This is a genomic window from Nocardia vermiculata NBRC 100427 (assembly GCF_001613265.1).
Taxonomy (GTDB): domain Bacteria; phylum Actinomycetota; class Actinomycetes; order Mycobacteriales; family Mycobacteriaceae; genus Nocardia; species Nocardia vermiculata.
Window position 1 is genome coordinate 113363 of the sequence record NZ_BDCA01000020.1, and the last position, 14116, is coordinate 127478.

Annotated in this window: 14 protein-coding genes; 5 read left to right on the forward strand and 9 right to left on the reverse strand. The window is 67.4% G+C overall.

What is annotated here, in order from left to right:
* Positions 1-78 precede the first annotated feature (78 nt).
* The 4 genes from cds1 (at position 79) to NV2_RS20915 (ending at position 2506) form a co-directional block, all read left to right on the forward strand.
* Positions 79-1164 carry an L-cysteine desulfhydrase Cds1 gene (cds1, locus tag NV2_RS20900; protein ID WP_067876994.1) on the forward strand — a complete coding sequence of 362 codons (1086 nt, stop codon included), beginning with the start codon at positions 79-81 and terminating at the stop codon, positions 1162-1164.
* Positions 1165-1286: 122 nt separating this feature from the next.
* Positions 1287-1508 carry a helix-turn-helix domain-containing protein gene (locus NV2_RS20905; protein ID WP_067876997.1) on the forward strand — a complete coding sequence of 74 codons (222 nt, stop codon included), beginning with the start codon at positions 1287-1289 and terminating at the stop codon, positions 1506-1508.
* Positions 1508-2095, forward strand: a complete 588-nt coding sequence (locus NV2_RS20910) for a Clp protease N-terminal domain-containing protein (protein WP_067877000.1) — start codon at positions 1508-1510, stop codon at positions 2093-2095. Before NV2_RS20905 ends, NV2_RS20910 begins: the two co-directional genes overlap by 1 nt.
* A gap of 21 nt (positions 2096-2116) precedes the next feature.
* A complete protein-coding gene (locus tag NV2_RS20915; protein WP_067877003.1) occupies positions 2117-2506 on the forward strand; it encodes a phage holin family protein in 390 nt (129 codons plus the stop codon).
* 44 nt (positions 2507-2550) lie between these two features.
* On the opposite strand, the gene NV2_RS20920 is transcribed toward NV2_RS20915, so the two are convergent.
* Positions 2551-3420 carry a 1,4-dihydroxy-2-naphthoate polyprenyltransferase gene (locus tag NV2_RS20920; protein ID WP_067877005.1) on the reverse strand — a complete coding sequence of 290 codons (870 nt, stop codon included), beginning with the start codon at positions 3418-3420 and terminating at the stop codon, positions 2551-2553.
* 252 nt (positions 3421-3672) lie between these two features.
* Between NV2_RS20920 and NV2_RS20925 the strand changes: the two genes are divergently transcribed.
* A complete protein-coding gene (locus NV2_RS20925) occupies positions 3673-7107 on the forward strand; it encodes an AfsR/SARP family transcriptional regulator (RefSeq protein WP_067877008.1) in 3435 nt (1144 codons plus the stop codon).
* Between the two features lie 131 nt (positions 7108-7238).
* On the opposite strand, the gene NV2_RS20930 is transcribed toward NV2_RS20925, so the two are convergent.
* The 8 genes from NV2_RS20930 to NV2_RS20965 form a co-directional block, all read right to left on the reverse strand.
* On the reverse strand, positions 7239-8081 hold the full coding sequence (locus tag NV2_RS20930; RefSeq protein ID WP_067877011.1) for an ABC transporter permease: 843 nt from the start codon (positions 8079-8081) through the stop codon (positions 7239-7241).
* Between the two features lie 34 nt (positions 8082-8115).
* Entirely contained in the window at positions 8116-9111 is a 996-nt protein-coding gene (locus NV2_RS20935) for an ATP-binding cassette domain-containing protein (protein ID WP_067877014.1), read from the reverse strand.
* Between the two features lie 175 nt (positions 9112-9286).
* Complete coding sequence (menE, locus tag NV2_RS20940) at positions 9287-10420, reverse strand: o-succinylbenzoate--CoA ligase (protein WP_067877163.1); 1134 nt, start codon at positions 10418-10420, stop codon at positions 9287-9289.
* 103 nt (positions 10421-10523) lie between these two features.
* The gene (locus NV2_RS20945) at positions 10524-10874 is read right to left on the reverse strand and encodes a DUF3349 domain-containing protein (RefSeq protein ID WP_174550611.1); all 351 of its coding nucleotides are present in this window, start codon (positions 10872-10874) and stop codon (positions 10524-10526) included.
* Positions 10875-10915: 41 nt separating this feature from the next.
* Complete coding sequence (locus NV2_RS20950; RefSeq protein ID WP_067877017.1) at positions 10916-11194, reverse strand: hypothetical protein; 279 nt, start codon at positions 11192-11194, stop codon at positions 10916-10918.
* Positions 11194-12522: an inorganic phosphate transporter gene (locus NV2_RS20955; protein ID WP_084475185.1), complete on the reverse strand. Its 1329-nt coding sequence runs from the start codon at positions 12520-12522 to the stop codon at positions 11194-11196. The genes NV2_RS20950 and NV2_RS20955 overlap by 1 nt, the downstream gene beginning before the upstream one ends.
* Before the next feature lie 105 nt (positions 12523-12627).
* Entirely contained in the window at positions 12628-13023 is a 396-nt protein-coding gene (locus NV2_RS20960) for a VOC family protein (RefSeq protein WP_067877020.1), read from the reverse strand.
* A 67-nt stretch (positions 13024-13090) separates the two neighbouring features.
* The gene (locus NV2_RS20965) at positions 13091-13984 is read right to left on the reverse strand and encodes a 1,4-dihydroxy-2-naphthoyl-CoA synthase (protein ID WP_067877170.1); all 894 of its coding nucleotides are present in this window, start codon (positions 13982-13984) and stop codon (positions 13091-13093) included.
* Positions 13985-14116: the final 132 nt, after the last annotated feature.

Below are 14116 nucleotides of genomic sequence, written 5' to 3' on the forward strand. Positions count from 1 at the left end.
CCCGCATATCTCAGGAGGGCCAGTGAGTGACAATCGCCGCGCGGTTCGGTGGGGCGATCGGTTGGCAGTGAGCGGCCGGTGAGGTTCTGTGATCGCAGTATCTCGCGCGACTGGGTCGACAATGCGGTGCGGCTGATCGAGGCGGATGCGCAGCGCAGTGCCGACACCCATCTGCTGCGGTACCCCCTGCCTCCGGAGTGGGGGGTGCGGCTGTATCTCAAGGACGAGTCGACGCACCCGACCGGAAGTCTGAAGCATCGGCTGGCGCGGTCGCTGTTCCTGTACGCCATCTGCAACGGCTGGGTGTGCGAGGGGACGACGATCGTGGAGGCCTCGTCGGGGTCGACCGCGATCAGTGAGGCGTATTTCGCGAAACTGCTGGGTCTGGATTTCGTCTCGGTGGTGCCGGCGAGTACCTCGCGGGAGAAGATCGCGCTGATCGAGGCGCAGGGCGGTCGCTGTCACTTCGTCGAGCGGCCGCCGGATATCTACACCGAGGCGGTCCGGTTGGCGGCCGAATGCGACGGCCACTACATGGACCAGTTCACCTACGCCGAGCGGGCCACCGACTGGCGGGGTAACAACAATATCGCCGAGTCCATCTATCACCAGCTGGAGCTGGAGACTCATCCGATTCCGGATTGGATCGTGGTGGGGGCGGGCACCGGTGGCACCAGTGCGACCATCGGCCGCTACATCCGCTATCGCCGGCATGCGACCAGGCTGGCCGTGGTCGATCCGGAGAATTCCGCGTTCTACGGCGGGTACGAGGTCGGCGACGCCGACTATCAGACGGGTATGCCGTCGCGGATCGAGGGAATCGGCCGGCCGCGGGTGGAGCCGTCGTTCATCCGGCAGGTCGTCGATCGGATGATCGAGGTACCCGATGCCGCGTCGATCGCCGCATGCCGTCATGCCGGTGCGGTGCTGGGGCGGCGCGTCGGCGGGTCCACCGGCACCAATCTGTGGGGCGCTTTCGCGCTGATTGCCGAAATGATCGCCGCCGGGCGCGAGGGCAGTGTCGTGACGCTGCTGTGTGATGGTGGGGATCGTTATGCCGGAACGTATTTCGACGACGCGTGGGTGGCCGGGCAGGGAATGGACCTGTCCGAGCCGCATGCCGTGCTGAGCGAATTCGCCGCGACCGGCCGCTGGTCCGCGTAGTCGCGCGGCAGTATCGGATCCTCGGGCCACCGAGGTGATCACACAGCTGCGTTCGCGGGTGGCGAAATCTTCGAGTGTCAATTTTTGTTGACGTGCTTCGAATGTCAACGTAAATTGACGTTATGAGTGAAGCGACGACCCTGGCGGCGGCCGCCGGCAGTCCGGACCCGCAGGTCGGGCTGCGGGCCGTACTGGCGCTGCGGCGGTTGGCCGAGCGGCTCGAGGCGATTCAGGTGGCCAATGCCCGCAACCAGGGCTGGTCCTGGCAGGCGATTGCCGACGCGCTCGAGGTCAGCCGGCAGGCGGTCCATCAGAAGTACAACCGGAGAGGCGGAATCCGCTGATGTTCGAACGATTTGCCAAGGCGCCGCGGTACGCCATCGTGGTCGCCCAGGAGGAAGCACGCGAATTGCGTTCGCCCAGCATCGAAGTCGAGCACGTGCTGCTCGGTCTGCTGATGAGCCCGGATCCGTTGCTGCGAAAAGTGTTCGACGACAACGATGTCGATGCCGCCAGTGTGCGGCACAAGCTGACCGTCGCGCATCCGGAGAAGCCGTTGGGAGAGGAGGACGCTGCCGCGCTGAAGGCGATCGGCATAGATCTGGACGCGGTCCGCGACAGTGTGCAGGCCACCTTCGGTGAGGACGTGTTCGACGAGCCTGCTCCCAGTGCGGGGAAGGGGCGTGGCCGGTTCCGGCTCGGCGGGTCGATGTCCTTCGGGCATATCCCGTTCTCCGGTGACGCGAAGAAATCGCTGGAACTGGCGCTGCGCGAGGCGCTTTCCCGTGGTGACGATCGCATCGAGGCGGGGCACGTCCTGCTGGGTGTGCTGCGCGCGGCCAATCCTGCGACCAGTGAGCTGCTGGGAGGCGAGGACGGAATGGCGCAACTGCGCACCGCCGTCCACGAAATGCTCGATCGCGCGGCCTGAGGCCGCCGCTAGCATTGCCGCATGGCACTTCTGCTCCGACTGGCGATCAATGCCCTCGCGATCTGGCTCGCGGCGGCCTGGGTCGGCGGAATCGAACTGAAAGATCCCGACGATGCGGGCACCGGCGGCAAGATCCTGGTGGTCGTCTGCGTGGCGATCGTCTTCGGTCTGGTCAATGCGCTGGTCAAACCGATCGTGAAATTGCTGTCACTGCCTTTGGTGATCGTCACTCTGGGCTTGTTCCTGCTGGTGATCAATGCCCTGATGCTGTGGCTGACCGCCAAGATCACCGAAACCACCGATTACGGTCTGCGGATCGACGGCTTCTGGGCGGCGATCTTCGGCGCGGTCATCGTGACGGTGGTCAACTGGGTACTCGGAATTTTCGTGCCCGAGGGCGGCCGCGACTGATCCGGCGGGCCGGGCTTCCCTGTAGCCCGGCTGCACGGTGCTCGTCAGCCCACTGCGAGGGCGAGGCCGGTGAGGAGCGACCAGCCCAGCATGGCCAGTCCGGTATCGCGTAGCGACGGAATCAGCCCCGGGCCCTGCTCGCCGCCGCGCACCGGATTGTTCGACCGGATCGCCAGCGGTGCGGCCAGGAGACCGATCAGGGCCCACGGGGTACGGACCGCCAAGAGCAGTGAAGCGACGAACGGCACCAGCATCAGCACCAGATGTAATGTCCGGGTGCGGGGGTCGCCGAGCTTCACGGCAAGAGTGGTCTTCCCGGTCACCGAATCGGTGGGAATGTCACGCAGATTGTTGGTGACCAGCACTGCGCTGGAGAAGGCGCCGACGGCGACTGCCCCGACGATCCCGGCCCAGTCGACCCGCTCGGCCTGGACGAACTCGGTGCCGAGGACCGCGACCAGGCCGAAGAAGACGAAGACCGCGATCTCGCCGAAACCGTTGTAGCCGTACGGCTTCTTGCCGCCGGTGTAGAACCACGCGCCGGCCAGGCATCCCGCTCCGATCAGCAGCAACCACCAGGCGGTGGTGATCGCCAGGATCAGCCCGAAGATCGCGCCGACGCTCAAACAGGTGATCGCCGCGGCGCGGACCGCGACCGGACGCGCGAGACCCGATCCGACCAGGCGCAGCGGGCCGACCCGCTCGTCGTCGGTGCCGCGGATGCCGTCGGAGTAGTCGTTGGCGTAGTTGACGCCGATGATGAGCGCCAGCGAGACGAGCAGGCTCAGCAGCGCCTTCCACCACACCGCGGCATCCAGCGACGCGGCCGCGCCGGTCCCGACGAGGACCGGGGCGATCGCATTGGGCAGCGTCCGCGGTCGGGCGCCCTCGAGCCATTGTGCTGCACTTGCCATGGGGCCGAGCCTAATGCGACACCCCGGAGGCGGCAGCGGCAGCGTCACCACGCAGGGGTGGCGCATTGGGCTCCAGGTGGGCAGAGCCTAATGCGACGCCCCGGAGGCGGCAGCGGCAGCGTCACCACGCAGGGGTGACTGACAAGACTATTGCGATATATCGGAGTAATCTCCAAATAGTGCACCGCAGCGATCACCTCTCCGCTCCGGCAGCAGAAAACCCTTCGACCGGTCACATACGATTGCGATGGCATGTTTCCTGATCACAGCGGCTCCGCAGACGCCGGCATCACGCATACCCGTCCCGACCACGGCCGGGATTCGATGCTGTCCGGTATCCGGGTCGCCGTTCTCGGTGAGATCGCCCTGCGGCGAGGCGGAGATCTGGTCGCCGTGCCGGGTGCTCGGGCGCGGCTGCTGATCGCGGCGCTTGCGGTACACCCCGGTCGCAGTCGCAGCGCGCAGGCCCTGATCGACGACATCTGGGGTGAGCAGCCGCCGCGCGCACCCATGAACGCTCTGCACACCCAGGTCTCCCGGTTGCGTTCGGCACTGCCGGAGGGCGCGGTGGAAATCGGCCCGGCCGGCTACCGGCTGCTGCTGGACGGAAGTCAGCTCGACCTGAGCCTGGCGCACACTCTGGAACGGGAGGCACGGCAGTGTCTCGACCGGGGAGACACCGCCGGTTGTCTCGACCGCGTGCTGTCCGCCCGCGGCCTGTGGCGCGGCGAGCCGGGCGCCGATCTGCCGCCCGGACCGGTCGCCGACGAGGTGCGCGAACTCGCCGCGGCCCGCGCCGCCGCTGTGGACGCAGTAGAACTGAGCGCGCGGGAGGTTGCCGGGGACATCGCCGGTGCGTTGCGGATGGCACGCCGGTCCGCGGCGTCCGAGCCGCTGGACGAGCCGGCCCACGCCACCTTGATGCGGCTACTCGCCGTCGACGGGCGCGGGAATGAGGCACTGGAGGTTTTCGCGGGGTTGCGGGCCCGGCTGAGCGAGGAACTGGGTGCCGACCCGGGGCCGTCACTCGTGGCCTTGAATACTGCCATTCTGCGCGGGGATCAGCCGGAGGGCCCGGCATCGGGCCGCACCACCGCGACCTCGTCCGCGGTACAGCGCGTCTCCTCGGCGCAACATGCTCTGACGCCGGAGGACCGTACACAATCCCCGGCTGCCCTTCCGAATACGGCCCTGGGCCTGCGTGCGGCACCGAATCCGCTACTCGGCCGCGAGAGCGATTTGCGGGAGCTGGAAAAGCTGATGCGGGAGTTCCGGGTGACGACCGTGCTCGGCCCGGGCGGTACCGGCAAGACCCGGGTCGCGCACGAACTGGGCGCTCGGCAGGCGCAGCAGCAACCGGTCGCCCTGGTCGAACTGGCATCGCTGCGCGCCGATTCCGAGGACGCCGACGGCCAGGCGATGACTTGCGCCGAGATCGAGAATGCGATCGGCGCGGTGCTCGGCGTCAACGAGTACAGCCGCGAAACGAATGTGTTGCGCCGCAATCAGACCGTGGACGGCAGACGCCGGCTGCGCGAAGCACTGTCGTTGCGTCCGATGCTGCTGATCCTGGACAACTGCGAACATCTCGTGGACGCCGTCGCCGAGGTGGTGGCCGATCTGATCGGCAGCTGCGAAGAACTGACCGTGGTGACCACCAGCCGGGCACCGCTGTCGATCACGGCCGAGACCGTATACCCGTTGCCGCCGTTGGCGATCGATGCGCACGGCTCGCCTGCGACCGAATTGTTCGTCAGCCGGGCCCGTGCGGTGCGGCCGTCCGCACGCCTGGATCCGGAGGTGGTGGCGCGCCTGTGTCACACCCTCGACGGTCTGCCGCTGGCCATCGAACTGGCCGCCGCGCGGGTGCGGGCGATGAGTGTGGAGGAAATCGAATCCCGGCTCGAACACCGCTTCGCGCTGCTGCGTTCGGGTGACCGCAGCTCACCGGAACGCCATCGCACCCTGCACGCGGTGATCGAGTGGAGCTGGAATCTGCTCGAACCCGAGCAGCGGGTGGCGCTGCGGCGGCTGTGCCGGTTCCCGGGTGGATTCACCTTGCGCGCCGCCGAATTCGTCGCCCGCGGCGCCGATGTATCCGATGCGATCGCGGCGGTGGACGGTCTGGTCGGCCAGTCCTTGCTGACGGTCCTGGCCGACGATGAAGCTGTCGATACTCGTTACCGGATGCTCGAGACAGTGCGCGAATTCGGTGAGGAACAACTCGTCGCCGCCGGTGAATCAGAGCTGGTGATGGACCGGATGTGCGGCTGGGCCCGCGAATTCGTACGGGAGTCGGCCGCTGCCTACGAGGGGCCCGAGCAGGTCCGGGCGGTGCTGACCTTCGCCGCGGAACTCGACAATCTGCTGTCGGTGCTGCGCTATGCGATCGAGAAGGGCGACGCCCACACCACCTATTCGATATTCGGTCCCATCGCCGTGCTGTGGGTGATGCGTGGTGCGCATATGGAGTTGATGAACTGGGCGCCGCGGGTGATCACGGTGCCGCCTCCGACGGACCCACGGTCGCGCGTCGCGGCGGATTTCGAGATGCAGAGCCATATTCTGCTCGCGATGCATCTGGCATTCGCGGACTCCGGTTTACGGCCCATCGCGATAGTGCGTACCCGAGCCCGCCGACTGCTGGCCCGTGGTGATCTTCGGCCCGTCTTGCGTTTTCTCGGCGAACTGGTGAGCGCGCCGCTGGTGCTGGTGTCGGCGATGCGCGCACTCGCCGCCGGCGCCCGGTCCGACGACGACGAGACCCGTGCGTTGGCGTTGCTGATTCGCGCGAACCTGCGCGAGAACGCGAGTTACATGCAGGGGTCGATTCGCGACGGCAAGCAGGTCCTGGCGCTGGTCGAGGGACACGATCACTGGGGTACGGCGATGTGCTGCCAGCATCTGGGACAGATGGCCTCGCAGGCGGCGCGCTACGAGGAAGCGGTCGATTACTACCGACGTGCGGCGGACCTGATGCAGGAGCTGCGCTGCTACGAGGAAAGCGTGGAAGTACGCAGTTTTCTCGCGATCTCGCTCATCGGTACCGGGCAATTGGTGCAGGCGCGACGGGAGCTGGAATACGCGCTCGGTGTCGTCGACGACGGCGTCGGTATGGACGAGCCGGTGACCCAGCCCAACGACCGCAAGGCGGCCGTGCTGGCCGGGCTCGGCGAATTGGAGCTGGCGGAAGGACAGACCGAGCGTGGTTTGCGCGTTTTCCGTCGAAGCCTGGAGCTGTTCGGCTGGCCGGGGACGGTCGGCGGTCCGGGGCCGGGTGACATCATCGTCGCCTCCGCGGTCCTCGATGCCCACGCGCTCAACGGCGCATTGCACGAGGTTCCCGAGCTGCCCGCGCAGATCGCGCGAACGGCACGGGAACGGCTGACTCAATTCATCGATATGCCGCAGATCGGTGGGGCGGCCGGTGCGCTCGGCACCTATTTCATCCATGCCGGGCGGGAGTTGCGGCTGGGAGCGGAGCTGCTGGCGATTTCCCAGAAAGCTGTGGGCCGCCAGGACTATTCGTCGATGCGGTGGAGCCGGCATCTGGCCGCGGCCGAAGAATTGGCCGGCGCCGCGGTGATCGAAGCGGGGCGGCGAGCGGTGGCGGGGATGAGCCGTCACAGCGCCGGGACCCGGTTTCTGCAGATGCTGCCGGAACTCGAGCGGATCCTCGACGCGTAGCGGAATCGATCGTCACCACAGTGGCGGTCGCGCGGGTGAACAGGTGGGTGGGGTGCGCGAACAACACTGCCTGCCCGCCACTGTGGTGACGAGCAGGCAGTATCGCGTTGTGCGGAGAGCGCCGGGTCGGCTCATGCCCGGCGCATGTAGGACCGGATGGCCAGCGGCGCGAAGACCGCGATCACGACGACCGATCCGATCAGGCTCCATGCCAGGTTGCTGCTGTAGACGTTGCCGTTCATCAGCTCACGGCACGAATTCACCATGTAGTACACGGGATTGGCCTTGTTGATCGCCTGCAGCCATCCGGGCATGGTGCTGACGGGTGCGAACGCGCCCGACATGAAGGTGAGCGGGAACATGATCATCATGGAGATGCCCTGCACGGACGAGGCGCTCTTGCCGGTGACGCCGACCAGCGCCCAGATCCAGCTGACCGCGAACGAGCAGACCACCACGACCAGACCGGCGACGACCACACCGACCACGCCGCCTTCGGGGCGGTAGCCGATGATCAGGCCGACGAGGATGGTCAGCACGGAGGCCAATCCGTAGCGAACCATATCGGCGATGAGCGCACCGGCCAGTGCCGAGACGCGGGCTATGGGAAGGGATTTGAAGCGATCGAAGACGCCCTTGTCCATATCTTCGCGGAGCTGGGTGCCGGTGACGATCGAGGTCATGACGACCGTTTGGACCAGGATGCCCGGAATCAGCACCGGTAGGTAGGCCTGCACGCTGCCGCCGATCGCGCCGCCGAAGATATAGGCGAACAGTGCGGTGAACAGGATCGGCTGGATGGTGACGTCGAACAGCTGTTCCGGATTGTGCTTGATCTTGAGGATGCCGCGGTAGGCCATGGTCAGCGAATGTGAGATCGCCTGCCGCAGTGGAATATGGTTGTCGACGTCGGGGATCGCGGGATGCGCCGCACGTCCGGCGGTGCCGGTGGGCGCGGGGAGTGTTGTTGTCACGGTGAGTCCTTCGGAAAGTGCGGGCGGTCGCGGTTCATGCCGCGGCGGTGTCGGATTCGGCGGCGTGCCCGGTGATGGCGAAGAACACCTCGTCCAGGCTCGGCTTGCTGACGTTGATCTCCTCGACCCGGATCGCGTTGTCGCGCAGCATGAGCAGGAGATCGGCGGTAATCGTCGGGTCGCTCAGCGGTGCGGTGATCCGGCCGGCTTCGGGGGAGATCGTGGCATCGACGAGCTTCCCGTCGGCGCGGGAGAGGAATTCGCCGATCGCGGTGCGTGCTGGTTCGAGGTCGGTGGTGTCGGCGACGGTGAGTTCGAGGGCGGACTGCCCGACCGACGCCTTGAGCTCGTCGGAGGTGCCGTCGGCGATCAACTTGCCGCGGTCGATCACCGCGATGCGATCCGCGAGCTGATCTGCCTCGTCCAGATACTGTGTGGTGAGAAGTACGGTAGCGCCCTCGCGCACCAACCGGCGGATCGTTTCCCACATCTGTGCGCGGGTGCGCGGGTCCAGGCCGGTGGTCGGCTCGTCGAGGAACAACAGCGGCGGCGCCGCGATCAGGCTGGCCGCCAGGTCGAGCCGGCGCCGCATGCCACCGGAGAAGTTCTCCAGCGGCTTGTTGGCCGCCTCGGTGAGCCCGAATTCCTCGAGCAGTTCGGTGGACTTGCGCCGGGCGTCGGCGCGGGTGAGGCCGAGCAACCGGGAGAAGAGGATCAGATTCTCGGTGGCGCTGAGTTTCTCGTCGACGGAGGCGTACTGGCCGGTGACCCCGATCAGCGAGCGGACCGCGGTCGGCTCGGCGACGACGTCGCGCCCGAAGATGCGGGCACTGCCGCCGTCGGGTCGCAGCAGGGTGGCCAGCATGCGGATGGTGGTGGTCTTACCGGCCCCGTTCGGGCCCAGGACGCCGTAGACGGCGCCGCGAGGCACTGCGAGACTCACGCCGTCGACGGCTCGCTGTTCCCCGAAGACCTTGACCAGCTCGTCCGCCTCGATGGCGGGTGCTTCAGCAGGTGCATAGGAAGTCATGCCATCACTGTGCGGGGCGGTTCTTGCGCCGGTCTTGCGCTGCTGTTGCGTCGGCATGCAAGAGCTCCGACCGAAGTCGGCTGTATGCCCGAACGTCGGTATCTACGCAGGTGGTGCTACTGCCGTGCCGAGGCCGGGGGTAGGCCCCGAATGCCGGATCGACCTCGGAGTGAGCTCAGTGCGATGCGCGTTCGAGCAGCTCCTCGCGCAGCTGCAGCCGATTCGGTTTGCCCGGCCCGCGCATCGGGACCTCCTCGATCAGCACCAGCTCTCGGGGGGCGGCGATCGGATCCAACTCGGCGATCACGTGCGCGCGCAGTTCGTCCAGTGTCGGTACCGTGCCCGGATTCGGGACCACCGCGACCGCCACCCGCTGTCCCAGCCGGGGATCGGGTAGTCCCAGCACCACGACCTCGCTGATCGCCGGGTGGGTGGCCAGTACGGCCTCGACGACCTGCGGAATCACCAGGAGTCCACCGGTCAGGATGGCTTCGTCCAGGCGGCCGCGGATGGTCAGCACGCCGTCGTCGAAGGTGCCGGCGTCGTCGGTGCGGAACCAGCCGGGCTCGGCGAAAGCGGGATGATCGGGCAGGCCACGGTAGCCCTTGGCCAGCATGTCGCCGCCGAGCAGCACCCGGCCATCCTCGATGCGCACCTTCGCACCGCGCAGCGGCACGCCCTCGTAGACGCAACCACCGCAGGTTTCGCTCATGCCGTAGGTGCGGACCACGGTGATGCCCGCCGCGCGAGCGCGATCGAGCACCGGCTTCGGAGTGGCGGCCCCGCCGACCAGGACCGCATCGAGCTGGGTGAGAGCCTCGACACCGACCGGATCGTCGAGGGCCTTGATCAGTTGCGTCGGCACCAGCGAGGTGTAGCGTCGCGGACCGGTCATCGCCGAGACCGCGGTGGCCAGTCCGCCCGGCAGGAAGCCGCCCGTGACATCCAGGACCACCGGGTCACTGCCGGCCTGAATACTGCGCAACAGTACCTGCACACCAGCGATGTGGTGGGTGGGCAGGGCCAGCAGCCACTGACCGGGTCCGCCGAGCCGCTCATGAGTCGCGTCGCCGCTGGCCCGCAGGGCCGACGAGCTGAGCATCGCACCCTTGGGGACGCCGGTTGTTCCGGAGGTGGTGACGACGAGGGCCACTTCGTCGTCGATCGGTTCGCCGGGGCGCAGTGCGCTGGAGAGCCGGTGGGACTCCCGGCGATCGCCGGTGGGGATCGGCAGCCACGCCGGGCCGTTGCCCTCCAGGGCCACACGCAGATGCGGCAGCACCTCACCCACCGCGGCTCCGGTAGGCATGGGAAGGGTCCGCAGGGTGGTGCTCACGTTCGCGATGGTGTCATGTCGAGACCGAGGACCCGCGCACGGGTCCGCACTTCCTTCACTCGATCGGGGGAAGAGTTCAATCCGACGTCGGTGTCGCCAGCGGCCAGCCACCAGCTGCCAGGTGGGAAGTCACTCGAGCGATATCGTCCTCGCCCGGCAGCTCCTTGGCAACTCGGGCGATGGCCTGCTCGATCTCGTGGTAGGCGATCTCGTCGTCGCCGGCCCGTTCGCGCACCAGCTCCTCGACCACGAGATCCACCTCGTAGTCGGTGAGCCGGCGGTGCAGGACGGCCAACAGTGCGACGTAGTCCGACTGCGGCACACCCTGTGGGTATCCGGCGCGCAGCCAGCCCAGCACTTTCTGCAGCACCGACGGTGGTGCTTCGGCGGGTTCGGGACGTTGCGGTGTGGTGAATTCGGTGGTCACGATGTCCTTTCGGCGGTCGGCCCGGCGCCCGCGGGGGTCGCTCAGGCCTGACCGAAGAGGTGGATGCCGAGTCGTGCCGCCAGAAAACCTCTGGCAACGAACACTACGCCGGCTACAACGGTCAGCAATACCACCGCATAGCACAATCCCGCTGTGGCCGCGATCGCACGTCGACGGGTGGGCGAGGACTGCGGCACCTGCCCGGCGAGTCCGTGCATACGCACGCCGATGGCGAAGACGGCGGGTAGTCCGGCGCCGAAGAGCAACGCGGCCGAGGTCACCCGCCACAGCTCGATCAGATGGTCGATGAGGGTCTGCATCAGTGGTTCCTTGCGGCGCGGCGGCGCGCTGCCGACGCGGAGTTCGCGGCCGGAGCGGAGTTCGTGCGGGGTTCGGCGCCCTCGTTCGCCGTGGTCTCGGCGGCGGAATCCTGCGCGGGGGCAGGAGGTATGGTGCCGGCGGGGTCGAGCGCGGAGGTCGTGGCCGGTGGTGGCGCAGGGGCCGCCGCGGACTCACCCCACTGCTCGTTCACATTCGTCGCATGGACCGGGGCGCGGCGTGAGCGCAGGTAGATGAGGCCGGTCATCAGGATCAGGATGCCGAAGACCGTCAGCACCCCGGGCAGGCCGCCGATCACGTGCGCCAGCGCCCAGCAGATCGCGCCCGCCAATCCGGCCAGCGGCAGGGTGAGCACCCAGGCCACCACCATGCGACCCAGTACCGGCCAGCGCACCTCCGCACCCGGCCGGCCCATGCCGGTGCCCAGAATGGCGCCGGTAACGGTCTGAGTGGTCGACAGCGGCAGCCCGAAATGCGCGGAGGTCAAAATGATGGCGGCACTGGTCGATTCGGCCGCCAACCCCTGCGGCGGCGTGATGTCGACCAGACCTTTGCCGAGGGTCCGGATGATGCGCCAGCCGCCCAGTGAGGTGCCGGCCGCGATGGCGACGGCGCAGGACACGATGACCCACAGTGGCAGCGGATCGGCCGGGCCGGCCGATCCGTAGGCGATCAGTGCGAGGAAGATGATGCCCATCGTCTTCTGGGCGTCGTTGGTGCCGTGGGCCAGTGAAACCAGTGAGGCCGAGCAGATCTGACCCCATTTGAAGCCGCGGTCGACCACCTGCTGATCACTTCCGCGGGTGATCCGGTAGACCAGCCAGGTACCGACCGAGGCGACCAGCGCGGCGACCACGGGTGCGAGCAGCGCGGGCATGATGATCTTGGTGAACACGCCCTTGTCCCCGGCGGACCAGATCACGCCGCTCCAGCCGAGTGCTGCGATCGTGGCACCGATCAACCCGCCGAACAGGGCGTGGGACGAGCTCGACGGCAAACTGAACAACCAGGTGAGCAGATTCCACAGGATTCCGCCGACGAGCCCGGCGAACACGATGGCGAGCAGATCTGCCCCGTCGACCTCGTTGAGCCGGACAATTCCCTCGGCGACGGTGGCGGCGACCTCCACACTGAGGAAGGCGCCGATCAGGTTGAGTCCGCCGGACAGCAGCACCGCCGTTCGTGGGCGCAACGCGCCGGTGGCGATCGAGGTGGCCATAGCGTTGGCGGTGTCGTGGAAGCCATTGGTGAAGTCGAAAGCAAGTGCAGTGACAACGACGATGAGCAGAACGAATAGTTCGGCGGTCACCCATTCAGTGTGCGTTATCGGCCCGTTAGCGCGGTTCCCAGGTTGCCGTACAGTCCGACCGGCCGGGATGGTAGAGCGGCGTCGGCGATTTGTCGTATATGTGAATCAGTCCGGTGGCCTGCGGGTGTCCCGCCGCAACGGATGTTCGGCGGGAACTTCCACCAGCACGATCGGCGTGTCGTCCGGATCGCGCAGCCACATTTCGATCAGGCCCCACGGCTCGCGCACCGGCGGGCGATCGATCGCGACCCCGCGAGTGGCCAGTTCGGTAGCCGCGATCGAGGCATTGCGCACCTGCAACCAGATCGCCCCCGCGAATCCGCTCGGGGCCGCCTCGTCACGGCCGTGCGCGGCCACCTCGAGCAACGACTGCCCGGCGTAGAACACCGTCCCGCCCGGATACTCCCGGGCGATCGCCAATTCCAGCGCGTCCCGGTAGAACGCGAGCGTGCGTTCGTAGTCCACCGGTCGCAGAATGATCCGGCTGCTGAGGATGTCCACGTGCCGACCATAACCCGAGCGGCGCCGGCGGACACCTTCGTCCGGAGGTCCGCCCGGGGCGGGTCGCTCAGAAGTAGTACGGGTACGGCGACCAGTCGGGTTCGCGCTTCTCCAGGAAGGAGTCGCGGCCCTCGATCGCCTCGTCGGTCATATAGGCCAGCCGGGTGGCCTCCCCGGCGAACAACTGCTGGCCGACCAGCCCGTCGTCGGCCAGGTTGAAGGCGTACTTGAGCATGCGTTGGGCCTGCGGGGACTTGCCGAGGATGTCGGCGGTCCACTCGAGTGCCTCGTCCTCGAGCCGGTCGTGATCGACCACCGCGTTCACCGCACCCATGCGGTGCATCTGCTCGGCGGTGTAGGGACGGCCCAGGAAGAAGATCTCGCGGGCGAACTTCTGGCCGACCATCTTGGCCAGATACGCGCTGCCGAATCCGCCGTCGAAGCTGCCCACATCGGCGTCGGTCTGCTTGAACCGGGCGTGCTCGCGGCTGGCCAGGGTCAGATCGCAGACCACGTGCAGGCTGTGCCCGCCGCCGGCGGCCCAGCCGTTGACCAGGGCGATGACCACTTTCGGCATCTGCCGGATGAGTCGCTGCACCTCGAGGATGTGCAGGCGCCCGGCGCGGGCCTTGTCGACGGTGTCCGCGGTCTCGCCGTCGGCGTACTGGTAGCCACTGCGTCCGCGGATGCGCTGATCGCCGCCGGAGCAGAAGGCCCATCCGCCGTCCTTCGGGCTGGGACCGTTGCCGGTGAGCAGGACGGCACCCACATCCGCGGTCGTGCGCGCGTGGTCGAGGGTGCGGTACAGCTCGTCGACCGTGTGCGGCCGGAAGGCGTTGCGCACCTCCGGGCGATCGAAAGCCACACGGACCGTGCCCTGTTCGATATGCCGGTGGTAGGTGATGTCGGTCAGGTCCTCGAAACCCGCGACGGGCTCCCAGAGTTTCGGATTGAACGTCACCCGAGTCATCATGCACCTCGCGCGCAGGGGTGCCGCAGCCACGCGGGCTTCACACGGCTCGAATGTGCAAGATGTGATGTTCGTCCGGTATCGACGCTTACCGCCGAGTTCGGTTGGACGGTGTAAGAAACG

Bases quoted from the DNA above. Each gene is read 5' to 3' on its own strand.
- NV2_RS20915 (WP_067877003.1), top strand. From the start codon at position 2,117: ATGGCACTTCTGCTCCGACTGGCGATCAATGCCCTCGCGATCTGGCTC.
- NV2_RS20950 (WP_067877017.1), bottom strand. From the start codon at position 11,194: ATGCAGACCCTCATCGACCATCTGATCGAGCTGTGGCGGGTGACCTCG.
- NV2_RS20925 (WP_067877008.1), top strand. From the start codon at position 3,673: ATGTTTCCTGATCACAGCGGCTCCGCAGACGCCGGCATCACGCATACC.
- NV2_RS20935 (WP_067877014.1), bottom strand. From the start codon at position 9,111: ATGACTTCCTATGCACCTGCTGAAGCACCCGCCATCGAGGCGGACGAG.
- NV2_RS20910 (WP_067877000.1), top strand. From the start codon at position 1,508: ATGTTCGAACGATTTGCCAAGGCGCCGCGGTACGCCATCGTGGTCGCC.
- NV2_RS20920 (WP_067877005.1), bottom strand. From the start codon at position 3,420: ATGGCAAGTGCAGCACAATGGCTCGAGGGCGCCCGACCGCGGACGCTG.
- NV2_RS20905 (WP_067876997.1), top strand. From the start codon at position 1,287: ATGAGTGAAGCGACGACCCTGGCGGCGGCCGCCGGCAGTCCGGACCCG.
- menE (WP_067877163.1), bottom strand. From the start codon at position 10,420: ATGCCTACCGGAGCCGCGGTGGGTGAGGTGCTGCCGCATCTGCGTGTG.